This is a genomic window from Vibrio sp. Y2-5, from assembly GCF_014596725.1.
Taxonomy (GTDB): Bacteria; Pseudomonadota; Gammaproteobacteria; order Enterobacterales; family Vibrionaceae; genus Vibrio.
This window is the reverse complement of the sequence record NZ_JACVEG010000003.1, coordinates 537,120-560,368: the sequence shown is the minus strand read 5'-3', so window position 1 is coordinate 560,368 and position 23,249 is coordinate 537,120. Positions and strand designations below refer to the sequence as shown.

General features: G+C 43.5%; 17 protein-coding genes. 14 read left to right on the top strand and 3 right to left on the bottom strand.

Annotated features, from left to right (window positions below; all coding sequences use genetic code 11):
* Window positions 1–141 precede the first annotated feature (141 nt).
* Window positions 142–1,674 (bottom strand): bifunctional GNAT family N-acetyltransferase/carbon-nitrogen hydrolase family protein, encoded by a 1,533-nt coding sequence (locus tag HUO09_RS11960; RefSeq protein ID WP_188234105.1) that lies wholly within the window; start codon window positions 1,672–1,674, stop codon window positions 142–144.
* Window positions 1,675–2,158: 484 nt separating this feature from the next.
* On the opposite strand from HUO09_RS11960, the gene HUO09_RS11955 reads away from it, so the two are divergent.
* The 7 genes from HUO09_RS11955 (at window position 2,159) to HUO09_RS11925 (ending at window position 10,575) form a co-directional block, all read left to right on the top strand.
* Complete coding sequence (locus HUO09_RS11955) at window positions 2,159–3,628, top strand: protein adenylyltransferase SelO (protein ID WP_188234104.1); 1,470 nt, start codon at window positions 2,159–2,161, stop codon at window positions 3,626–3,628.
* Window positions 3,629–3,768: 140 nt separating this feature from the next.
* Window positions 3,769–4,497, top strand: a complete 729-nt coding sequence (locus tag HUO09_RS11950; protein ID WP_188234103.1) for a response regulator — start codon at window positions 3,769–3,771, stop codon at window positions 4,495–4,497.
* A gap of 5 nt (window positions 4,498–4,502) precedes the next feature.
* Window positions 4,503–5,957 carry an ATP-binding protein gene (locus HUO09_RS11945; protein WP_188234102.1) on the top strand — a complete coding sequence of 485 codons (1,455 nt, stop codon included), beginning with the start codon at window positions 4,503–4,505 and terminating at the stop codon, window positions 5,955–5,957.
* Between the two features lie 24 nt (window positions 5,958–5,981).
* Window positions 5,982–7,229, top strand: coding sequence for an ABC transporter substrate-binding protein (locus HUO09_RS11940; protein ID WP_188234101.1), 1,248 nt, complete (start codon window positions 5,982–5,984; stop codon window positions 7,227–7,229).
* Between the two features lie 248 nt (window positions 7,230–7,477).
* Window positions 7,478–8,476: a TRAP transporter substrate-binding protein gene (locus tag HUO09_RS11935; protein ID WP_167413534.1), complete on the top strand. Its 999-nt coding sequence runs from the start codon at window positions 7,478–7,480 to the stop codon at window positions 8,474–8,476.
* A 71-nt stretch (window positions 8,477–8,547) separates the two neighbouring features.
* Window positions 8,548–9,210, top strand: coding sequence for a TRAP transporter small permease (locus HUO09_RS11930; RefSeq protein WP_167413533.1), 663 nt, complete (start codon window positions 8,548–8,550; stop codon window positions 9,208–9,210).
* A gap of 3 nt (window positions 9,211–9,213) precedes the next feature.
* A complete protein-coding gene (locus tag HUO09_RS11925; protein WP_188234100.1) occupies window positions 9,214–10,575 on the top strand; it encodes a TRAP transporter large permease in 1,362 nt (453 codons plus the stop codon).
* Between the two features lie 84 nt (window positions 10,576–10,659).
* On the opposite strand, the gene HUO09_RS11920 is transcribed toward HUO09_RS11925, so the two are convergent.
* Both HUO09_RS11920 and HUO09_RS11915 read right to left on the bottom strand, forming a co-directional pair.
* The gene (locus HUO09_RS11920; RefSeq protein WP_167412765.1) at window positions 10,660–12,000 is read right to left on the bottom strand and encodes a sigma-54 dependent transcriptional regulator; all 1,341 of its coding nucleotides are present in this window, start codon (window positions 11,998–12,000) and stop codon (window positions 10,660–10,662) included.
* Window positions 12,001–12,014: 14 nt separating this feature from the next.
* On the bottom strand, window positions 12,015–13,808 hold the full coding sequence (locus HUO09_RS11915) for an ATP-binding protein (protein ID WP_188234161.1): 1,794 nt from the start codon (window positions 13,806–13,808) through the stop codon (window positions 12,015–12,017).
* A 525-nt stretch (window positions 13,809–14,333) separates the two neighbouring features.
* Here HUO09_RS11915 and tig point away from each other — a divergent pair.
* From tig to HUO09_RS11880, 7 genes are all read left to right on the top strand, one after another.
* The gene (gene tig, locus HUO09_RS11910) at window positions 14,334–15,638 is read left to right on the top strand and encodes a trigger factor (protein ID WP_167412764.1); all 1,305 of its coding nucleotides are present in this window, start codon (window positions 14,334–14,336) and stop codon (window positions 15,636–15,638) included.
* A 107-nt stretch (window positions 15,639–15,745) separates the two neighbouring features.
* Entirely contained in the window at window positions 15,746–16,372 is a 627-nt protein-coding gene (gene clpP / locus HUO09_RS11905) for an ATP-dependent Clp endopeptidase proteolytic subunit ClpP (protein ID WP_042486819.1), read from the top strand.
* 83 nt (window positions 16,373–16,455) lie between these two features.
* Window positions 16,456–17,736: an ATP-dependent protease ATP-binding subunit ClpX gene (clpX, locus tag HUO09_RS11900; RefSeq protein ID WP_167412763.1), complete on the top strand. Its 1,281-nt coding sequence runs from the start codon at window positions 16,456–16,458 to the stop codon at window positions 17,734–17,736.
* A 152-nt stretch (window positions 17,737–17,888) separates the two neighbouring features.
* Window positions 17,889–20,243 (top strand): endopeptidase La, encoded by a 2,355-nt coding sequence (gene lon / locus HUO09_RS11895; protein WP_167412762.1) that lies wholly within the window; start codon window positions 17,889–17,891, stop codon window positions 20,241–20,243.
* 192 nt (window positions 20,244–20,435) lie between these two features.
* Complete coding sequence (locus HUO09_RS11890; protein WP_042486811.1) at window positions 20,436–20,708, top strand: HU family DNA-binding protein; 273 nt, start codon at window positions 20,436–20,438, stop codon at window positions 20,706–20,708.
* 154 nt (window positions 20,709–20,862) lie between these two features.
* Window positions 20,863–22,722 carry a peptidylprolyl isomerase gene (ppiD, locus tag HUO09_RS11885; protein ID WP_167412761.1) on the top strand — a complete coding sequence of 620 codons (1,860 nt, stop codon included), beginning with the start codon at window positions 20,863–20,865 and terminating at the stop codon, window positions 22,720–22,722.
* A 202-nt stretch (window positions 22,723–22,924) separates the two neighbouring features.
* Entirely contained in the window at window positions 22,925–23,182 is a 258-nt protein-coding gene (locus tag HUO09_RS11880; protein WP_167412767.1) for a helix-hairpin-helix domain-containing protein, read from the top strand.
* The last annotated feature ends 67 nt before the right edge of the window (window positions 23,183–23,249 follow it).

The following is a 23,249-nucleotide window of genomic DNA, read 5'->3' as shown; positions in this document are numbered from 1 at the left end:
AACAACAATAAGCGTAGAGCGTATGGCGATCAATATTTGTTTGAAGGGGTTCGCAGAAAAAGTGGGATAAAAGTGAAATTCAATCAAAAACGCACAGTGATTACTGTGCGTTCAGAAGTTCTAGCAGTCTTTGTTTACGGCCTAGGACTTGGGTTGTGTGAATCCGCCATAAAGATCCATTCTGCGATGACGAAGATTAGTAACTGAACCTTCGGTATTCAACTGCTTAAGCTTGTCTAAATCGACGTCTGCGAAGATGATCATCTCTGTATTAGGGCTGGCTTCTGTGATCGTCGCATCGTGAGGGAAATAAACATCGGATGGAGAAAATACCGCAGATTGAGCGTATTGAATATCGACGTTATCTACACGTGGTAAGTTACCGACACTGCCCCCAATGGCAACGTAGCACTCATTCTCTATTGCCCTAGCTTGTGAACACAGACGCACCCGTTGATAGCCGTTTTTGGTATCTGTCCAGAATGGAACAAAGATAATTTGCACATCTTTCTCAGCCATCATTCTGCCTAGTTCAGGAAATTCGCTGTCGTAACAAATCAGAATACCAACACGGCCTGCGTCGGTTTCAAATACTTGAACTTTGTCGCCACCATCAATCACCCAATCTCGCTTCTCATGCGGAGTAATGTGGATTTTACTTTGTTCATCAATGGTTCCATCACGATGAAGTAAATAAGCCACGTTGTAGAGAATGCCGTCTTCCAGCACAGGCATACTACCCGCAATGATGTTGATGTTGTAAGTCACCGCTAACTCAGAAAAGCGCAGTTTTATTTCTTCACTGAACGACGCAAGAAAACGAATCGCTTCGACCGTATTTTGATCGTTTTTGAGTCCCATTAATGGGGCGTTGAAAAATTCCGGAAAGAGAGCGAAATCGGCTTTGTAGTTGGAAAGGGAATCGACAAAGAATTCCGCTTGATCCATTAAGTCTTCAACACTGGTCACAGCCCGCATTTGCCACTGTACGATACCAATCCTGACCAGCGTTTTCTCGATGTCGTGAATGGAGATAATGTCATCTTCATAAAAGAAGTTATCCCACTCCAATAAGGTGGCGTAACCACGCGAATTGTCATCTTCTGGCAGGTAGTGACGCATAATTCGTTTCACGTCAAAGTCATTAGAGAGCTGGAAGGAGAGAATGGGATCATGAATTTCGCGACGTTTGATTTTCTCTATGTACTCGGTCACTGGCATGGTATTGGCGTAAGCGCTGTATCCGGGAATTCTTCCGCCAGCGAGAATTGCTTTCAAATTGGTACTGCGACAAAGCTCTTTACGAGCGGCATATAAGCGTCGTCCCAAGCGCAAACCACGATAATCAGGGTGTACAAACACGTCTAGCCCGTAGAGTGCATCACCGTTGGTTTTGTGTTGAATAACATTGTTTTCGTTGACTATGTCTGTGTAGACATGAGGAAGAGAGAAGCGGTTGTAATCGACTTTGATAGTGAGAGCGGCACCAATGATTTTGCCGTCATCTTCAATACAAATTTGTCCATCAGGAAACTGGTGAATCAAATCCATAATTGTCATGCGTGGCCAAGCTCCGCCCACGTCATGAAAAACTAAATCCATTAGCTCTGCTAATTCTGGATAGTCGCTTTTTTCAATCACGCGCAGCGTTAGGCGCGGCGTTGGATTTCTCATTCATCCTTATCCTTCTATTGCTGTCCTTTTTTCATACTGGACAATTTGAAGCGTCAATACAAGGGCTAATGCAGTCAAGGCTTTGCCGATAGGTAAGGCACATAGTTTTTATGGCTACATTCTGGAGTGCGTTGCGCGAGTTGCTTACGTTGTAACAAAAATTTAATCTGTCTAGTTATTGCTCATTTGCGAAATTTTCATCATATTGTCATTACATTGTCATATTTATCGAGGAGAGCATTATGCATGTAGAAATGATTCAACCAACTCTTTTAGGCGTTATTGGTCGCACGCTAGTGTTTTCCTTAGTTGCGGTAGTAAGCGTATTCGCTCTGATTTAACTGTAAATCAGCAAGTGACACTGAGAGCCCCAAACGAAGTTGGGGCTTTTTTATCTCTGTTTTATATAACCTAGTATTTAACTCAGGTATTTGCTAACGTTCGAACAAATAAATCAGCGCAACCGATCCTTGTGAGAAATGTTATGTCGTTCTGGGATACCGTCACATTGACGACTCGCTTTAGCGAGTTACCTAAAGCTTTTTACACACCTATTGACCCTCAGCCTCTGAGTAATACCCGATGGGTAACTTGGAATTGTGACTTAGCCAAGCACTATGGATTTCCTGAACAACCAACGGACGAAATCTTACAGGCATTTTCTGGGCAGGAAGTGCCAGAGCAGTTTGCTCCGTTGGCGATGAAGTACGCTGGTCACCAGTTTGGCGCTTATAACCCTGATTTGGGGGATGGGCGTGGGTTGTTGTTGGCAGAAGTGGCATCGAAAAGTGGTCAAGTTGCGGATATTCACCTTAAAGGGGCGGGTTTAACTCCTTATTCGCGAATGGGTGACGGGCGTGCGGTATTACGTTCTTCGGTGCGCGAATATTTGTGCAGTGAAGCAATGGCTGGGCTGGGAATTGCAACCACTAGAGCGCTCGGTTTAATGACTAGTGACACACCGGTTTATCGTGAAAAACAAGAGTTTGGCGCGTTGCTGATTCGTATGGCTGACACTCATATTCGTTTCGGTCATTTCGAGCACTTCTTCTATACCAATCAGTTAGATCAGCAAAAACTCCTCGCTGACAAAGTGATTGAGTGGTATTTCCCTGAATGTGCTAATCAGAAAAATCCCTACGCCATGATGTTTAATCAAATCGTTGATAAAACTGCGCTGATGATTGCGCAGTGGCAAGCTGTGGGTTTTGCCCATGGGGTAATGAATACCGACAACATGTCTATTCTTGGGCAGACTTTTGACTACGGTCCTTTTGGCTTTTTGGATGACTATCATCCTGAGTTTATCTGCAACCATTCTGACTATCAGGGGCGTTATGCTTTCGATCAGCAACCAAGAATTGCGTTATGGAATTTATCGGCACTGGCACATTCTTTGTCGGCATTAATTGAGAGGGAAGATCTCGAACAGGCGCTGAGCCAATACGAAGTTCAACTTAACGGTTATTTTAGCGAAATGATGCGCAACAAACTTGGCTTGTTAACGCGTTTACCTGACGATGGTGCGATTTTCGATACCATGTTTGAACTTTTGGCTGCCAATAAGGTGGACTACACGAGATTCTTCCGCCAGATCTCTATGTTGGATACAGCGAAGCCGCAAGAGGTGGTTGACCTGTTTCTCGACCGTGAGCAATCTAGCCAGTGGTTGGACACTTATCTCACACGCTGTGACCGCGAGTTGAGCAGCGGAGGCAAGCAAGTCAGTGTGGCTCAACGCTGTGAAAAAATGCGTCAAGTAAACCCAAAATACATATTAAGGAACTATTTGGCGCAGGTTGCTATTGATAGAGCCGAAGAAGGCGATTATTCAGAGTTAGAACGCTTAGCAGAGCTATTGAAAAAGCCATTTGATGAGCAACCTCACAACGAACATTACGCCAAGTTACCGCCAGAGTGGGGCAAAACATTGGAGATAAGCTGCTCTTCATGAGAACGTTTACAATAATTTGACTGAATAATGTGATCTTTATCCATGATGAATTCAAGTTTTAGTGAAATAAGCGTAATCAAGAAAGCGCTGCGGTTATAAAATTGATTCACTTTTTGTGACATAGAGAATATGGAAGAAACATGCTGGAAGATACTCGCATCCTCGTCGTTGATGATGATAAAGAAATATGTGAGCTGCTGGATGAGTATCTGAGTAAATCTGGTTTCAATGTCGCCGCGGTTGGTGACGGTGTAGAACTTCAGGCTTACTTAGATTCCAAAGGTTATCCTGATCTTATCTTGCTGGATGTCATGTTGCCGGGTGATGACGGTTTCGACATATGCCAACATATTCGCCGTGATTCAAATGTTCCTATCATTATGTTGACTGCGGTATCGGATGAAACTGATCAAATCATAGGCTTGGAAATCGGTGCGGATGACTATATCGCGAAGCCGTTTAGTCCAAGACAGCTGGTGGCTCGAATCAAAGCGGTGCTAAGACGTTTCAATGCCAACGAAGAGAAAGGCGAAGACGTTTTACCGAAACATATCGAGTTTGGTGATTGGCGTTTAGATACAACTTCTCATCGTATTATGAATACCCACACTCGCGAAGAGCATGATTTATCCGGTAGTGATTTTGCGTTGCTAATGTTGTTTTTGACCAATCCTAATGAAGTGATCGACAAAGATACTATCTCTATGGCAACCCGTGGACGTGAAGCTTTGCCTTATGAGCGCGGTATTGATGTTCAACTAAGTCGTTTAAGACAACGTCTTGGCAGCAGTGAGCAGTTTCCTCACTACATCAAAACCATGCGTGGTAATGGTTATAAGTTAGCCATTTCTGTTCAATATGAGCATTAATCTTTATGTCAGTCCCTCGTTTTTGGAAAAGTTTTAAGCCCAATTCGTTAGTTGCTCGTACCTTAATGTTAACGTTGCTTGCGGTGGTTATTGCTCAAGGTATTGCTACCTCGGTCTGGTATAGCCAATCAAAAGCCAAAGAACTGGAAGGTATTCATTCGGCGTCAGCCAGTATGGCGGGTATGTTTGCTTCTACGGTGACTTTTTTCCAGTCTCTGCCTGTCCGGTATCGTCACATCATCTTGGATCAGATCCGAAACATGGGGGGGACACGGTTTTTTGTTTCCTTTAACAAGGAAAGATTAATTGTTGAACCGATAGAAGAAACGAGTTTGAAAATCGCCTCAGTGAAGGCGGTGAAAAAGGTCTTGAACGACAAACTGAACAATGTTGGTCAGGTGCTGGTCGATTTTTCTCGACCGGAAAGACTGCGTTTACTCAAAAACAGTATTTTCATGAACGATTTGCCGAAATCATGGGTTCACCATACGTTGACGTTGGAGCCTTTGAACCCGCCTGTGATGGTGGTGCAGATCGAATTGGACGAAAAAGAGTGGATATACATCGCCGCCTTGTTGCCTTCACCATACATCACATTAGATGACACCATCATAGGCAAAGAGCAGATTATCTATCTGTTCTTTTCTACCTCCATATTGTTAGTGCTGACTTACCTGTTAATGCGCAGGCAAGTGAGACCTTTAAAGAATTTAGCGCGCGCTGCCAATGATATGAGCATGGGTATCGAACCGCGACCTTTGAACGAAGAAGGCGCCAGTGAGTTAATCACCGCCACCCGAGCTTTTAATCTGATGCAACTGCGTATCCGCCGTTATGTATCAGACAGGGAGAATCTTTTTTCTGCCATTTCCCACGATTTAAAAACACCGATTACTCGTCTAAGGCTAAGAGCAGAATTGCTTGTAGACGATCTTAAGCGAGAGAAGTTTAATCGGGATTTGGATGAACTGGAAATGATGGTGAAGGGCGCATTGCAATGTGTTCGTGATACTGACTTACACGAAAACAATGATTTTATCGATCTTAATGAATTGATTATGTCGATTGCAGAAGGGCATAACTTAACGACTCAACTCGTGCACTTTAAGCCAATTGTCATTGAACCTATTGTCGCAAAACCGTTAGCGATGAAGCGAGCACTTACCAATTTGATCAACAATGGTGTGAAGTACGGTTATGAGGTCTGGGTGAGTATTGAAGAGACAGAAGACTGGATTACCATCAGCATAGAGGACCGTGGGCCAGGTATCCCTAAAGATAAACTGGAAACGGTTTTTGAGCCTTATTTCCGCATTGCCAACGATGATGAAGGGCATGGGCTTGGTCTAGGGATTAGCCGCAGCATTCTTCGCGGACATGGCGGGGACATGGTGATAGAAAATCTGTTGAGTGGTGGTTTGCGCGTCAAACTATTCATCCCACCGACACTCGAAGTGTAAATTCCTTACTCACAAGGAAAAACAATGAAAATAACGAAAACTCTTCTCGCCGCTTCATTAATTTCTGCAGTAACGCCGGCAAGTGCGGGAGAAGTGGAAGTGCTTCACTGGTGGACAGCGGGTGGCGAAGCAAATGCGATTTCTGTACTGAAAGACATGCTGGAGCTGCAAGGTTACTCATGGATTGATTTCGGTGTAGAAGGCGGTGGCGGTGAAAGCGCAATGAGAGTGTTAAGAACGCGTGCAGTTTCTGGTAATCCCCCATCTGCGGCCAACATTAAAGGCCCCGACATTCAAGAGTGGGCGCGACTTGGTTTTTTGACCAACTTAAATAGCGTTGCGAATCCTGAGCATTGGGATGATGTGATTCCCAAAATGATTACTAATGTTATGAAGTACGATAATCACTATGTTGCTGTTCCTGTTAATGTGCACCGCGTGAATTGGCTCTGGGCTAACTCCGAAGTGTTTGCGAAAGCAGGGGCAAAGATTCCAACCTCTATGGATGAGTTTTTTACGGCAGCGGATAAAATCAAAGCCATTGGCTTAATCCCTTTAGCTCACGGTAGCCAACCTTGGCAAAATGCCACGCTGTTTGAAGTTATTGCTCTCGATGTCTTGGGTGCGAAAGATTACATAAAAGCGTTTGTCGACTTGGATATGGACACTTTAGGTGGTGAAAAAATGATTGAGGTTTTCACCCAGTTTAAACGTGTTCGAAGCTATGTTGATAATAACTCGCCAGGGAGAGACTGGATGACCGCGACCTCTATGGTAATCAAGGGTGAGGCGGGAATGCAGATCATGGGTGACTGGGCAAAAGGCGAATTTTCTGCGGCAGGAAAAGTACCGGGAAAAGACTATGTCTGTGCACCAGCATTTGGTACAGCAGGGAAATTCACTTACAACGTCGACAGTTTTGCGTTTTTTGATCTTCAAGATGAAGAAAATTTTAAAGCACAACAAGCGCTGGCTTCTACCATCCTTGACCCCAAGTTTCAGGAAGTTTTTAACTTAAATAAAGGTTCTATCCCTGTTCGGCTGGATATGGATATGTCTCATTTCGACCAGTGTGCCCTCGATTCGATGCGAGAGTTTAAATCATCGGCTAAAACCGGCGATCTGGTTCCAAGTATGGCTCATGGGATGTCGACCACCAGCTATGTTCAAAGCGCGATGTTTGATGTGATCACCAACTTCTTCAATAATCCAAATGAAACGCCAAAAGAGGCGGTGCAACGTCTCACCAAAGTAGTTAAATCCTCAATGTAGTTTCAAGGCTACTTTCTTTCTATAGGCGGGAAATGACACAAATGTTAATTTTCAATGTGTCATTTTCCACCCATTTCTAAACCCTTCAAAACTAGTGTTATCAATTTGATACTTATAAATTAAATGTAACCAATTGTTTTTAAATGAATGTTAATTAATTGTTTCAACTTGGCTTGCTCCTTGCTCTATAGAGTTCATGCAGCGCTCATTGATGAGTTAGCTGATGATATAAACCAAGGAGAATAATAATGTTAAAGCCTCTTACCCTACTGACTGCCTCTATCTTAGCTGTTACAAGCTTCAACGCTGCTGCAAACTGTGATCCGGGTGAAATCGTGATTAAGTTTAGCCACGTAACTAACACAGATAAGCATCCGAAAGGTATCGCTGCTTCATTGCTTGAAAAACGTGTAAACGAAGAAATGAACGGTAAAGCCTGTATGCAGGTATTTCCAAACTCAACGCTTTATGATGATGACAAAGTGTTAGAAGCAATGTTGAACGGCGATGTTCAGTTAGCGGCACCATCTCTTTCAAAATTTGAAAAATTCACCAAAAAGTTCCGCATTTTCGACTTACCTTTCCTTTTTGATGATGTAGATGCCGTGGACCGATTCCAAAACTCTGAAGCGGGCGACAAGTTGAAAAATGCGATGAATCGTCGTGGTGTTCGTGGTCTTGAATTCTGGCATAACGGCATGAAACAAATCTCTGCTAACAAGCCAATCGTGCTTCCTTCTGATGCAGCAGGGCTTAAGTTCCGTGTTCAAGCGTCTGACGTGTTAGTTGCACAGTTTGAACAGTTAGATGCCAACCCTCAAAAAATGTCATTTGCTGAAGTGTACGGCGGCCTACAAACCAAAGTTATTGATGGTCAGGAAAACACGTGGTCAAACATTTATGGTAAGAAGTTCTTTGAAGTTCAAGATGGTACTACAGAGACAAACCACGGCATTCTAGACTACCTAGTCGTGACTTCTACCAAGTGGTGGGATGGTCTACCAGCAGACGTTCGTGATCAATTTGCAACAATATTGAAAGAAGTGACTGAAACGCGTAACGCAGAATCCAACAAGGTTGAAGCGCAGAATAAACAATACGTTATTGAGGCTGGCGGTGTGGTTCGTGAACTAACACCAGAGCAGCGTCAGCAATGGGTTGATGCATTGAAACCGGTATGGAAGAAGTTTGAGAAAGATATTGGTAGCGATCTGATTGATGCTGCTTTGGCTTCTAATCAGAAGTAATGATGTTTGCCCCTGCTCACTAAGGGTAGGGGCATTTTCAAAATAACGATTACAAAAGAGCTAAGTATCTTATGGAACAGTCATTTTTTGCAAAAGTCGGTCGATTCACTGACAAAGCTGAAGAGACACTTATTGCTTTCTTCTTGGGGGCAATGACGTTACTTACGTTCGTCAATGTCATTATGCGTTACATGTTTAATGACAACATTCTTTGGGCGCTTGAGCTTACCGTTTTTATGTTTGCCTGGATGGTTTTAGTTGGGGCTTCTTACGGGGTTAAAAAGCATTTCCATATCGGTGTTGATGTGGTGATTAACTTAGCCCCAGAAGGCGGGCGAAAAATTTATGCGCTAATCGCGGTCGCTTGCTGTTTAACGTTTTCAGTGTTGCTTTTAATTGGTTCATGGAACTATTGGTATCCCTTTGTAAGTGAACGCGCCTGGTATGAAACCGACGATATTCCGATGCCAGATATGCTGCAATTCCTAGCAGACTGGCTCAATGAAGGTGAGCGTTACGAAAAACTACCACGTTTTATTCCTTATATGGCTTTGCCTATCGGCATGGCACTACTGACTTTCCGTTTCTTACAAATCGCATACCAAATTTTAACGGGTAAATTGGACCGTATGATTTCAGGTCATGAAGCGGAAGAAGATCTTGATGCTCTGAAAGCAGAAATGGCAGATGTGGAAGATGTCATGAGCACCACCAATAAGAACAAGGAGCAGTAAATTATGGATATTTTGCTGTTATTCGTATTAGTAATTGGCTTCATGCTCGTTGGTGTGCCGATTGCCATATCTCTGGGACTTTCCAGTATTCTATTTTTAATGTGGCATTCTGAAGCTTCTCTCGCTTCGGTGGCACAAACATTATTCAATGCGTTTGAAGGGCACTACACTCTATTAGCAATACCATTTTTCATTTTGGCTTCTAGCTTTATGTCTACGGGTGGTGTGGCGAAGCGTATTATTCGTTTTGCGATTGCGATGGTAGGTTGGTTTCGCGGTGGTTTAGCGATGGCGTCGGTTGTGGCGTGTATGATGTTCGCGGCATTGTCGGGTTCCTCACCAGCTACGGTTGTTGCTATTGGTAGTATTGTTATCACTGGCATGGTGAAAAATGGTTACTCGAAAGAGTTTGCTGCTGGGGTAATTTGTAACGCAGGTACTTTGGGCATTCTGATACCGCCGTCGATTGTTATGGTTGTGTACTCAGCGGCAACGGATGTTTCTGTGGGTCGTATGTTCTTAGGCGGTGTCATCCCTGGGCTTTTAGCGGGCTTGATGTTGATGGTTGCCATTTACATTGCAGCACGTATTAAGAACCTTCCAAAGCAGCCATTTGTTGGCTGGGGTGAAGCGATGATCGCGGCAAAAGATGCAAGCTGGGGTTTACTGCTGGTGGTTATCATCTTAGGTGGTATTTATGGGGGTATCTTTACACCAACGGAAGCGGCTGCTGTTGCTGCGGTATACTCTTTCATCCTAGCGAACTTTATCTACCGTGATATGGGGCCTTTTGCTGATAGGAAAAACACCAAACCCGCTGTAGTAAAAGTGTTTGAATCTTTTGTACATAAAGATACAAAAAATACCTTGTATGACGCAGGTAAACTGACAATCATGTTATTGTTTATCATCGCTAACGCGCTGATCTTGAAACATGTATTGACTGAAGAACGCGTACCTCAGATGATCACGGAATCTATGCTTTCCGCCGGTTTAGGTCCGATTGCTTTCCTCATCGTGGTTAACGTTTTGCTGTTGATTGGTGGACAGTTTATGGAGCCATCAGGACTGTTGATTATCGTTGCTCCGTTGGTGTTCCCAATTGCCATTCAGTTAGGGATTGACCCAATTCACCTTGGTATCATGATGGTTGTGAACATGGAGATAGGTATGATAACACCGCCGGTGGGGCTCAACTTGTTTGTGACTGCTGGGGTAGCGAAGATGTCTATGATGCATGTGGTTAAAGCGGCATTACCTTGGGTAGCGATTATGTTCCTATTCTTGATTATCGTTACTTATATACCGGCTGTATCAACTTGGTTACCTACGTTACTTATGGGGCCAGAAATTATTACCCGATAGGCTTGATCAAACCTGAAAAAAAAGACGCCCAATATTACAGGGCGTCTTTTTTTATCTCTAAACGACTTTCTACAAAGATGGAGCTTATTCTTTGTAATTGTCTTTATTTATCTGATATTTCTGCATTTTATCGTAGAGTGTCTTTCTTGGAGTCTTAAGCAGCTCCATGGTGTCTTTAATGCTACCGGAACATTCTATCAGCGTTTGTTCGATAAGTGATTTCTCATACTCGGCCACCTGTTCGGCAAGGCTGGTCAGCTCTTTGGCGTTTGTGCTTTGTTCACCTAGTTCTGAAAGCTTGCCAAGTAAAACATAACGCTCCGCTGCGTTGCGCAGTTCCCTCACATTTCCCGGCCAGTTATGACTGAGAAGCGCCTGTAATGCACTCTGGGGCAATGCGGTAGCGGCTTTACCATAACGTGCTGCTGCCACAAGTAGGAAGTGGTGGAAAAGGGCTGGTATGTCTTCCCGGCGTTCACGCAGCGGCGGAATATCCAGCGTGACAATGTTGAGTCTGTAGTATAGGTCCTGACGAAAAGTGCCTTCTTGAGCTGCTTTTTTTAGATCCACTTTGGTAGCAGCAATGACTCGGATATCCAGTGGTATCAGCTCATTGGAGCCGACTCTTTCAATCACTCGTTCTTGCAGTACTCGCAGTAATCGAATTTGCGCTTGCATTGGCATGGACTCGATTTCATCGAGAAACAGTGTACCACCTTGGGCATGTTCAAATTTACCGATACGTTTCGCATCTGCACCTGTAAACGCGCCTTTTTCGTGCCCGTAGAGTTCACTTTCGATCAGGTTTTCCGGCACTGCGCCACAGTTAACCGCAACGAAATTTTGTTCTCTTCGAGAACTTTGTTCGTGCAATGAGCGGGCAATGAGTTCTTTACCTGTGCCCGTTTCGCCAAACAGCAGAATATCTGCATTAGTGTCAGCTACGTGTGTAATGGTCTCTCTTAATGCGATGATACTGTTTGTTTCACCGATAATTCGAGGGCCAAGGGTCTGGCTGGCTTTAAGGCTGCGTTTCAGTTGCTGGTTTTCCAACGTCAGTTTTCTGCGCTCAATCGCTCGGTTTACAGTCTCTATTAATCTTTCTGGAGCAAAAGGTTTTTCGATAAAGTCATACGCTCCGTCATGCATTGCTTGTACCGCCATCGATATATCGCCATGACCAGTGATGAGAATAACTGGGACGTCGCTATCCTGATGGTGAATGGATGAAAGCAGATTTTGTCCGCTTAAACCGGGCAAGCAAATATCCGTGACGACCACCATGGGCAGTTTGTCCTGCTTAATGGCTAATAATGCGTCTTCAGCACTTGAGAAAAAACGAGCATCGATGTCTGCCAGTTCAAAGCTTTGCTCAATGGCGATTCGAATATCGTCTTCGTCATCAATAAAAAATACATCGCACATACAACTTCCTTAATTTACTGCTCTGAACTTTGTTGGGGTTTGTTTAGTGTAATCGTAAACCTCGCTCCCCCTAGCGGTGACGAGTGGGCGGTAAGATCGCCACCCATGCCGTGCATGATTTGCTGCGAGATAGATAACCCTAACCCTAAACCATTTTTCTTGGTAGTGAAGAAGGGTTCAAACAGGTTTTTCATTTGATTCAAATGGAGCCCAGTACCTGAATCGTCAACGTGAATGCAGATACGGTCTTGGTGCTCTTCTAATGTCAGCACCACTTTTTTTGTCTCCCGTTCATCAACAGCCTGCATTGCATTGGTCAGCAAGTTAATGATTACTTGCTCCAGCTGGATGGGGTTAATGCTGCATCGAATCGGAGACTCTGGTGCTTGAATATCAAGTTCGACGTAATTCGATTTAAACTGTGGCTGCATAAGCTCTTTTGCATTGATGATCAGGGGAAGCAGTTGCGCTTCAATCTGATCGCCAGTTTCTGTTTTTCTGGCAAAAGATTTAAGCTGTTCACTTATTTTTGCCATACGCACCGTTAATGCGGATATACGCCCTAGATTTTCATCGGTGCGTTCTGGCTTTCCATTGGCAAGAAATCGTCTGCCGTTATCGGCAAAGCTGCGAATCGCCGCAAGTGGATTGTTCAGCTCATGACTGATGCTGGCAGACATTTGTCCGAGCACAGCCAGCTTAGCGGCTTGGATCAACTCTTCTTGAGTCTGTCTTAAAGCCTGTTCTGCTCTTGTCCGTTCGTCAATCTCTACATGAAGCTTTGAGGTTCGCTCCATCACCAAAAATTCAAGCTTCTGTTTGGCTTCCGCTTGTAGTCGTTCTATCTGACGCTGACGGGCTTGCCTGTGATGTAACAGCAAAAAAGCGAGATAGATGATGGCGAATATCATTGTCAGAATGATTAAGAAGCCAAAGGTATCCCAGAACACTTTTACTTTGGGCGATAAGACATGAATGTTGAGCGCAAGCTCGTTGAGCTTGTTAGTAGAAACGATGTAGTCGTTTTTAATCCAACCTTGATTAGGCTGTACCCATTCCGTTTCATTAATATTGACATCACCATAAAAACCCAAAGAAGGGATAGTGTTGTCTAAGTATTGGCGCGTATCCTGTATTTTTTGGCGTGACTGTTCGCTCAGTTCGGAAACACTATGGAATAGCCAGTCTGGGCGACTGGACATGAACACAATGTTGTTAGCGTCTGTTGCAACGAAGTAACTGTTCTTGCTTTGCCAGTTGTCTTCAATGGATGAAAGATCCATTTTTACCACCACAACACCGATAATTTCCGCAGCATAGATGACAGGATAGGCGTAGTAGTAGCCTCGTTGTCCTGAGGTTGACCCCAGCGCAAAGTACTGACTTTTTTGGCCGGAAATAGCATCGTAGAAATAAGGGCGCCACGCAAAATTTCGCCCTATAAAGGAACGGTCTAGGTTCCAGTTACTGGATGCGATGGTATTGCCTATGTCATCAAGTAAGTAAGTGTCTGCAGCCTGAATAACCTCGTTAACTTGCTCCAAATAGCGATTAGTTAAGTCTATTTGTGCACTGTTTTCAGGATGATTGAGCGCATCAACGAGCTCTTTGTCTTTAGAGAGCAATCGAGGTATGTGAGCGTATTTGTCGAGTTTGGCTGAGATATGGCTTGAGAAGCGTTCAAGTTCTGACTGTTGCTGTATCAATAGAGATTGATAGCTATAGCGCCAAACGAGATGAGCCGCCATAGCAGCGATGACAACATAAATGATCAAAAACAATACTGAGAGTTGGCGTACAGACAGCATCCTTGTCATATTTTTTATTCCTTGTTTATTTCGCCATTCATGATACTGGGAAGTTCCATTTTCCGATTCAAAAACATATCGAATATGGGAGACAAAACAAGAGCCAGATCTCTTTTTGATTATTTGAGGAAAAAAATCCCTCGATTCTCTTGAAAAAGCCTATATTGTCCCCATTTCAGTGCCATCGAGTGAACTATTCGTTGATGAATTTTTTAGCACTCAAAGAGTTTTTTAGGACATTGGCTTTTTCTTGCCGGGTATTCGCTCGACAGCTAAAGCTGAGATCGGTAGTATATCGCGTCTAATTTTTTAGTCCTGAGGCTAATCAGAGATACCTTTATTCGGCGCAAATCGACAAAAGATGTCACTCATTAGTTCGGTATTTAGGTGAAGTTCACTGAGAGTATCGATGCTCAATATTTACAAGTTAAGTGTTCTATCGAGCACAAAATAAGGATGAAGCCAAACAGAGATGTTGGCTCATGATGCTCAGGAATACTGAGCCAGTTTTGAGGTTTATATACAATGCAAGTTACTGTTGAAACGCTAGAAGGCCTAGAGCGCCGTTTGAATATTACTGTTCCTGCTGCAAACATCGAAGATGCAGTGGCAGCTGAACTACGCAACATCGCGAAAAATCGTCGTTTCGACGGTTTCCGTAAAGGTAAAGTACCGATGAAGATGGTTGCTCAAATGTACGGCAAAGCAGTACGTCAAGACATTCTTGGTGAAGTGATGCAACGCCACTTCATTGAAGCAATCGTAAAAGAGAAAATCAACCCAGCTGGCGCTCCAACTTTCGCACCAGTAGAAGTTAAAGAAGGTGCAGACTTAGTATTTACTGCAACTTTCGAAGTTTACCCAGAAGTTGAACTGAAAGGTCTTGAAAACATCACTGTAGAAAAGCCTGCAGCAGAAGTTCAAGATTCTGACGTTGAAGAGATGCTAGAAACACTACGTAAGCAACAAGCTACTTGGGCTGAAGTAGAAGAAGCTGCAGAAAACGGTAAGCGCGTTTCTATCGACTTCGTTGGTTCTATCGACGGCGAAGAGTTTGAAGGCGGTAAAGCTGAAAACTTCCCTCTAGAAATGGGTGCTGGTCGCATGATTCCTGGTTTTGAAGACGGTATCGTTGGCAAAACTAAAGGTATGGAATTCGAAATCGACGTAAACTTCCCAGAAGATTACCACGCTGAAAACCTAAAAGGTAAAGCAGCTAAGTTCGCTATCAAAGTGAATAAAGTAGAAGCTCAAGAGCTTCCAGAACTCAATGACGAGTTCGTTGCTAAGTTTGGTGTTGTTGAAGGCGGTGTTGACGCACTTAAAGCTGAAGTTCGTAAGAACATGGAACGTGAACTTAAGCAAGCAATCAAAGCGCGTATCAAAGATCAAGCGATTGAAGGCCTAGTGAAAGAGAACGACATCGACGTTCCTGCTGCTCTAGTAGACCAAGAAATCGACGTTCTACGTCAACAAGCTGCACAACGTTTCGGTGGTAACATCGAAGCTGCAAACCAACTTCCACGTGAAATGTTTGAAGAGCAAGCTAAACGTCGCGTAGTTGTTGGATTACTTCTAGGTGAAGTAATCAAAGCTGAAGAGCTAAAAGCTGACGATGAGAAAGTGAAAGCACTTATCGAAGAGATGGCAACAGCTTACGAAGATCCAACCGAAGTTATCTCTTACTACGAGCAAAACGAGCAAATGATGAACAACATGCGCAACGTAGCTCTAGAAGAACAAGCGATTGACGCGATCATTGCTAAAGCAACAGTAACTGAGAAAGCAATTAGCTTTAACGAGCTAATGAACCCTCAAGTTGCTGCTTAATAAGCAATCTATAGCGTAGAAGGTTGACGAGACATCAACTATTCTGCTAACAATGGTCCGTATGATATACATCATCCGGGCCATTTATTTTTAGGGATATTAAGACTATGAGCTACCAAGAAAAAAACGCAATGTCGCCGATTATTGATGCGCTAGTACCAATGGTGGTTGAACAAACTTCCCGTGGCGAACGTTCATACGATATCTATTCACGTCTTTTAAAAGAGCGAGTTATTTTCTTAACGGGTCAGGTAGAAGACCACATGGCAAATCTTGTCGTGGCTCAGCTGCTTTTCTTAGAGTCAGAAAACCCGGACAAAGATATTTTCTTATACATCAACTCTCCTGGTGGTAGTGTGACTGCAGGTATGTCTATTTACGATACTATGCAGTTTATTAAACCAAACGTGAGCACGGTATGTATGGGACAAGCTTGTTCTATGGGCGCGTTCTTACTAGCTGGTGGCGCACCAGGTAAACGTTATGTTCTACCAAATTCGCGCGTAATGATTCACCAACCGCTAGGTGGTTTCCAAGGCCAAGCTTCGGACATCCAAATTCACGCGCAAGAAATTTTATCGATTAAGAACAAATTGAACCACTTATTGGCAGAGCATACCGGTCAACCGCTTGAAATTATTGAGCGAGACACTGACCGCGACAATTTCATGTCTGCAGAACAAGCAGTGGAATACGGTTTGGTGGATTCAGTACTGACCCACCGTGGTGAGTAACAGTTCTGGTAATTGTTTAACGCAATTTAAATGAAATTGTTATACACTCAAACCATAAAGAGTAAAGGCTAAGAGGTTAGCGAATGACAGATAAAAGCAAAGAGGGTGGTAGTAGTAAACTGCTGTACTGCTCTTTCTGTGGCAAAAGCCAGCACGAAGTTCGCAAGCTGATTGCAGGTCCTTCTGTGTATATCTGTGACGAATGTGTTGATCTATGTAACGACATTATTCGCGAAGAGATTAAAGATGTATTACCTAAGAAAGAGTCGTCAGCATTGCCTGCGCCTCGTGAAATTCGTGAACATCTTGACGACTATGTAATTGGCCAAGAACACGCTAAAAAAGTGCTCGCTGTTGCGGTATATAACCACTATAAGCGTTTACGTAATGGTGATACGACAAGTGATGGTGTCGAGCTTGGTAAAAGTAATATTTTGCTGATCGGCCCAACAGGTAGCGGTAAAACTCTCCTTGCTGAGACACTGGCTCGCTTCCTAGATGTACCATTTACGATGGCAGATGCTACAACGCTAACTGAAGCGGGTTATGTTGGTGAAGATGTTGAAAACATCATTCAGAAACTGCTTCAGAAGTGTGACTATGATGTAGCAAAAGCGGAGCGCGGTATCGTCTATATCGATGAAATTGATAAGATTTCTCGTAAGGCTGAAAACCCGTCAATTACACGCGACGTTTCTGGTGAAGGTGTTCAGCAAGCACTATTGAAACTGGTTGAAGGTACTGTTGCATCGGTTCCTCCGCAAGGCGGCCGTAAACATCCTCAACAAGAGTTCTTGCAAGTCGATACTTCTAAGATCTTATTTATCTGTGGCGGCGCATTTGCGGGTCTAGATAAAGTGATTGAACAACGTGTAGCAACGGGTACTGGTATCGGTTTCGGCGCGGAAGTTCGTTCTAAAGATCAAAACAGAACCGTGGGCGAGTTGTTCACTCAGGTAGAACCTGAAGATCTAGTGAAATATGGTCTGATTCCAGAATTCATTGGTCGTTTACCTGTGACAGCAACACTGACCGAGCTTGATGAAGAAGCGCTGATTCAGATTCTATGTGAGCCAAAGAACGCATTGACGAAACAGTATGCAGCACTTTTCGAACTTGAAGATGTTGATCTGGAGTTCCGTGAAGATGCACTTCGTGCAATTGCAGCGAAAGCGATGGCGCGTAAGACAGGTGCTCGTGGTCTACGTTCAATTCTTGAGAGTGTTTTGCTTGAGACAATGTACGAGTTACCTTCAATGTCTGATGTTGAGAAAGTTGTGATTGATGAGTCAGTGATCAACGGCGAATCAGAACCACTAATGATTTTCTCAGGTAACGAGAGCCAAGCCGCTGGCGGTGAGTAAATTTGCCAAGTCTCTTTGGGTTTAAAAGCCATAAAGAGCCAATAAATAATCAAAGGAGGTAATCATTACCTCCTTTTTTTTATTCTGTTATTGAATCCAGTTAGTTAGCCCCCATATACTCCGATATATATCAAAGCGGAAGAGAGAATAATATGAACTTGGAGCGTTCCGAGCGTATAGAGATCCCCGTATTACCTTTACGTGATGTGGTTGTGTATCCACATATGGTGATCCCTTTGTTTGTTGGTCGTGAGAAATCGATTCAGTGCCTAGAAGCGGCAATGGATAACAACAAACAAGTTCTTCTGGTTGCACAGAAGCAGGCCGAAACAGATGAACCTACTATTTCGGACTTATTCGAAGTGGGTACGGTTGCTACCATTCTGCAATTGCTGAAATTACCTGACGGCACGGTGAAAGTGTTAGTTGAAGGTCAACAGCGCGCCAAAATTAATGAGTTTCATGAAGGTGAGTTCTTCTCTGCAAGTGCTGAATTCCTGATCACTCCAGAGTTAGATGATAAAGAACAGGAAGTGATAGTACGCAGTGCTATTAATCAGTTCGATAGCTTCATTAAACTGAATAAGAAGATTCCACCCGAAGTACTGACTTCATTGAATGGCATCGAGGAAGCTGCACGTCTAGCGGATACTATCGCAGCTCACATGCCTCTTAAGTTAGTGGATAAGCAAAAAGTTCTTGAAATTTTAGATGTGACAGAACGTCTAGAGTTTCTGATGGGACAGATGGAATCTGAAATCGATTTGCTACAAGTTGAAAAACGCATCCGCACTCGCGTTAAGAAGCAAATGGAAAAATCTCAGCGTGAGTACTATCTGAATGAGCAAATGAAAGCGATTCAGAAAGAGCTGGGCGAGACTGAAGATGGTGTTGATGAGTTCGAAGTTCTAAAGCAGAAAATCGAAGAGTCAAAAATGCCAGCGGAAGCGCGTGAAAAAACAGAACAAGAGTTGCAGAAGCTTAAAATGATGTCTCCGATGTCAGCTGAAGCAACGGTCGTTCGCAGCTATATCGATTGGATGATCAATGTTCCGTGGACTAAACGTTCTAAAGTGAAACGTGATCTGGCAAAAGCAGAAGAGATTCTTAATGCAGACCATTATGGTCTTGAGCGTGTTAAAGAACGCATTCTTGAATACTTGGCGGTTCAAAGTCGTATTAGTAAGTTAAAAGGCCCGATCCTTTGTTTAGTTGGTCCTCCTGGTGTGGGTAAAACATCGCTAGGTCGTTCAATTGCGGCGGCAACAGGACGTAAGTACACGCGTATGGCGCTCGGTGGCGTTCGTGACGAAGCTGAGATTCGTGGTCACCGTCGTACTTATATCGGTTCTCTGCCGGGTAAACTTATCCAAAAAATGTCGAAAGTTGGTGTAAAAAACCCGCTATTCCTACTTGATGAAATCGATAAGATGGCATCGGATATGCGCGGTGATCCAGCTTCTGCACTCTTGGAAGTGTTAGACCCAGAGCAAAACAACTCATTCAATGACCACTATCTCGAAGTGGACTATGACTTGTCTGACGTAATGTTTGTTGCAACGTCTAACTCGATGAATATTCCGGGTCCACTGTTGGATCGTATGGAAGTTATTCGTCTATCAGGCTACACCGAAGATGAAAAACTGAACATTGCTAAGCGTCACTTGGTTGAAAAGCAGATAGAACGTAATGGTCTGAAGCCTTCTGAAATTACCATTGAAGATTCAGCGATTATGGGTGTGATTCGCTACTACACGCGTGAAGCGGGTGTACGTAGTCTAGAACGTGAGATCTCAAAAATCTGTCGTAAAGCCGTGAAAAATATCTTGTTAAACAAAGATGTAAAACACGTCACGGTGAATCAAGAGAATCTTAAAGAATACCTTGGCGTGCAACGTTTTGACTTTGGTAAAGCCGACGAACACAACCGTATTGGTCAAGTTACGGGTCTTGCTTGGACAGAAGTCGGCGGTGATCTGCTAACGATTGAAGCTCAGTCTATGGCAGGTAAAGGTAAGTTGACTCAGACGGGCTCTCTTGGTGAAGTGATGCAAGAGTCTATTCAGGCAGCAATGACAGTCGTACGTTCTCGCGCAGAAAAACTGGGCATTAACCCAGATTTCTACGAAAAACGCGATATTCACGTGCACGTGCCTGAAGGTGCGACACCGAAAGATGGACCAAGTGCTGGTACGGCAATGTGTACGGCTTTAGTGTCTTGCTTAACTGGTAACCCAGTGAAAGCTGATGTTGCGATGACAGGTGAAATTACCCTTCGTGGAGAAGTTTTGCCAATCGGTGGCTTGAAAGAAAAACTGTTGGCAGCTCATCGTGGTGGTATCAAAACTGCGTTAATTCCGAAGGACAATGAACGTGATTTGGAAGAGATTCCTGACAACGTAATCGCTGATCTTAAAGTCATTCCTGTACGTTGGATTGACGAAGTTTTGAAGGTTGCACTGGAAAATGACCCTACTGGTGTGGCATTTGAAGCCGAAAAAGAGTGATGTGCAGCAAAAATAAGTAAAAGATTACGCTGATAGGCTCAAAAAGGGCTTGTCAGCGTTTTTTTTGGAGGCTACCGTTATTCACTATAGCTTTCAGCCCAGTTGTAACAAGGCTTTAGGTTATCTTTAAACATCAATGGAACGAAAAGGCGCCGAACAAAATAATAAATTGGCGACCAAAGGGGAATCACAGTGAATAAAACACAATTAGTAGAAAAAATCGCAGCTAACGCTGATCTATCAAAAGCTTCAGCTGGTCGTGCTCTAGACGCATTTATCGAAGCAGTAAGCGATACTCTTCAGTCTGGCGACCAAGTAGCTTTAGTTGGCTTTGGTACTTTCCAAGTTCGTACTCGTGCAGCACGCACTGGTCGTAACCCAAAAACTGGTGAAGAAATCCAAATCGCAGAAGCTAAAGTACCTGCATTCAAAGCTGGTAAAGCACTGAAAGACGCTTGTAACTAATTTCTTAGAATGACTTTTTGCTGTTTGCAGCAAAATTTATTCGAACCTTTTTTAATTATGCGCATCCTACTGATGCGCATTTCTTTTTCTGATATTATCGCGCTATTCATTTTTGGCTGAAGTGTGAACTTCAAATCCGGAGAGCAGTAAAACTATGATGGATCGATTACGCGAGGGTGTTAACAGCATCGCGGTAAAAATTATCCTAGGACTAATCATCCTTTCTTTTATCTTCGCAGGGGTAGGTAGCTACCTAGTCAGTGGCAGTAATAACGCGGCGGCTAAAGTTGGCAGCATTGAGATTGACCGTGGTCAGTTTGAGCAAGCTTATCAAAACGAAAGAAACCGTATGCAATCTCAGATGGGTGACTATTTTGCTAACTTACTAGCAGATCCAGCGTACGTTGCTTCTTTCCGTAAATCTGTTTTAGACCGCATGATCAACGATGTCCTCATCGAGCAGCATGCGAATTCACTAGGTCTAAGAATCAGTGACGAACAAGTTCGTAATCTGATTTTGGAAATGCCTCAGTTCCAATCTGAAGGCAAATTCGACCAAGAAATCTACCAAGCAGCACTGCGTCGTGCTGGCTTCAATGCTGAGTCTTTTGCTGAGTATCTGCGTCGCGATATGCTGCGTAGCCAGCTAACGTCAGCGTTACAAGGTAGTGAGTTTACTCTACAGGGTGAGATTGACGCTCAAAGCGCGTTGATTGCACAAACACGAGATATTCGTACCGTTACATTGTCTTTGAAAGACTTTGCCAAAAATGTAACTGTAAGTGATGAAGACGTACAGAAGTTCTACTCTGAGAATCCAGAACGTTACACTCGTCCAGAACAAGTAAAAGTCTCTTATATTGAGCTATCAGCAGAGAAACTGTCTAAGCAAGTCACCATCAGCGATGAACAAGTGAAAGAGTACTATCAAGAGCATCTAGACAAGTATTCAACTTCTGAGCAACGCGAAGTTAGTCATATCCTAGTGCAAGGTGATGACGAAGCGAAAGCTCAAGCGATTCTTGATGAACTGAACGCAGGTGCAGATTTTGCGAAACTTGCTGAAGAAAAGTCTGAAGATATTGGTAGCTCAGGCAATGGCGGCTCATTAGGTTGGATTGAACACGATACAATGGATCCTGCATTTGAAGCAGCAGCGTTTGGCTTGGCTTCAGTCGGTGATGTATCGGGTCTTGTTAAGTCTGATTTTGGTTACCACATTATCAAATTAGATGGCATCAAAGCTTCAGTGGCTAAGCCGTTGGAAGAAGTGGCTGCAGAAATTAAGACTGAACTGTCTTCTCAAAAAGCGGTAGACACTTTCTACGAGCTACAAACAGAGCTAGAGAAAGTTGCGTTTGAATATCCAGATTCGCTCGATGAGGCTGCTAAAGCGGTTTCGGGTAGTGTCGTTAAGACAGACTTTGTTTCTCAATCAGATATGCCATCAGCTCTGCAAAATGCATCCGTTCAGCAAGCGATTCAGTCTCCTGAAGTGAAAGAAGATGGCTTGAACTCTTCTGTCATTGAAATTGCACCAGAGCATGTTGTTGTTGTTCGTGTTGATGAAACTCGCCCTGAAATGGTTCTGCCTTTAGAAGAAGTCAAAGATCAGGTTGTTGCACAACTGTCTAAAGTAAAAGGTGAGCAACAAGCGTTAGAGCTTGCAGATAAATTGATTGCGGGCCTTAAACAAGGCGATAAGACTCTGCTTGAAGAAAACAAACTGGCATTTGGTGAGCTAGAAACGGTAGACCGTGGTTCTCAACTTGCTCAGACTGTTTACTCAATGCCTAAACCGCAAGCTGACAAGGTTGTGTACGGTCAAGCTAAAGATCTAGACGGCAATATCGTTCTGATTGAACTAAGCAAAGTTGAAGCGAAGATTGAGCCTCAGTATCAAAATCAAATTGGTGCTCAACTTTCACGTATTGCCGTGCAACAAGATATTGCGGGTGTGCTGTCTGTGCTAAGAGCGAATACGGATATCGAATACTTCGCTGTGAGCCAATAAGCTCTAAAAATGTAATTGATATGTTTAACGAAAGGGGCTGCTATTGCAGCTCCTTTTATTTTGTTCAAACCTAAATCTGTCTCTCGTTGCAGCTTGTTTAAGATGGCTTCGTTTAATCAACAATGAGAGTAGAGAAATGGTGAAAAAAATCGGTTTGGCAAATCAATGGTTACTAGCATGCTTATTAGCGGTAGCGCTACCAATGGCTAGTGTGTACGCAGCGGATAACAGTGCAACTCAGATAGTGAAAACAGACGACATTGTGATAACGGTGAATGTAAATACTGCATCGGCAGAAGAAATATCGACTTTGTTAAAAGGTGTAGGGCTTAAAAAGGCACAAGCTATTGTGGAATACCGCGATCAGAATGGGCCATTCGTATCTAAAGATGAGCTTACTAAGGTAAAAGGCATCGGAGCTGCGACTGTAAAGAAAAACGAAGATCGAATATTACTCTAATGGTGTAGCGTTCAATATCTAACCATTTTGCTTTAAATAGAGGCTCGAGAAATTACTTGAGCCTTAT

What these genes read in the sequence shown, in the direction of transcription:
- HUO09_RS11960 (WP_188234105.1), bottom strand. Translation starts at nt 1,674, where the DNA reads ATGAGAAATCCAACGCCGCGCCTAACGCTGCGCGTGATTGAAAAAAGC.
- HUO09_RS11955 (WP_188234104.1), top strand. Translation starts at nt 2,159, where the DNA reads ATGTCGTTCTGGGATACCGTCACATTGACGACTCGCTTTAGCGAGTTA.
- HUO09_RS11950 (WP_188234103.1), top strand. Translation starts at nt 3,769, where the DNA reads ATGCTGGAAGATACTCGCATCCTCGTCGTTGATGATGATAAAGAAATA.
- HUO09_RS11945 (WP_188234102.1), top strand. Translation starts at nt 4,503, where the DNA reads ATGTCAGTCCCTCGTTTTTGGAAAAGTTTTAAGCCCAATTCGTTAGTT.
- HUO09_RS11940 (WP_188234101.1), top strand. Translation starts at nt 5,982, where the DNA reads ATGAAAATAACGAAAACTCTTCTCGCCGCTTCATTAATTTCTGCAGTA.
- HUO09_RS11935 (WP_167413534.1), top strand. Translation starts at nt 7,478, where the DNA reads ATGTTAAAGCCTCTTACCCTACTGACTGCCTCTATCTTAGCTGTTACA.
- HUO09_RS11930 (WP_167413533.1), top strand. Translation starts at nt 8,548, where the DNA reads ATGGAACAGTCATTTTTTGCAAAAGTCGGTCGATTCACTGACAAAGCT.
- HUO09_RS11925 (WP_188234100.1), top strand. Translation starts at nt 9,214, where the DNA reads ATGGATATTTTGCTGTTATTCGTATTAGTAATTGGCTTCATGCTCGTT.
- HUO09_RS11920 (WP_167412765.1), bottom strand. Translation starts at nt 12,000, where the DNA reads ATGTGCGATGTATTTTTTATTGATGACGAAGACGATATTCGAATCGCC.
- HUO09_RS11915 (WP_188234161.1), bottom strand. Translation starts at nt 13,808, where the DNA reads ATGCTGTCTGTACGCCAACTCTCAGTATTGTTTTTGATCATTTATGTT.
- tig (WP_167412764.1), top strand. Translation starts at nt 14,334, where the DNA reads ATGCAAGTTACTGTTGAAACGCTAGAAGGCCTAGAGCGCCGTTTGAAT.
- clpP (WP_042486819.1), top strand. Translation starts at nt 15,746, where the DNA reads ATGAGCTACCAAGAAAAAAACGCAATGTCGCCGATTATTGATGCGCTA.
- clpX (WP_167412763.1), top strand. Translation starts at nt 16,456, where the DNA reads ATGACAGATAAAAGCAAAGAGGGTGGTAGTAGTAAACTGCTGTACTGC.
- lon (WP_167412762.1), top strand. Translation starts at nt 17,889, where the DNA reads ATGAACTTGGAGCGTTCCGAGCGTATAGAGATCCCCGTATTACCTTTA.
- ppiD (WP_167412761.1), top strand. Translation starts at nt 20,863, where the DNA reads ATGATGGATCGATTACGCGAGGGTGTTAACAGCATCGCGGTAAAAATT.
- HUO09_RS11880 (WP_167412767.1), top strand. Translation starts at nt 22,925, where the DNA reads ATGGCTAGTGTGTACGCAGCGGATAACAGTGCAACTCAGATAGTGAAA.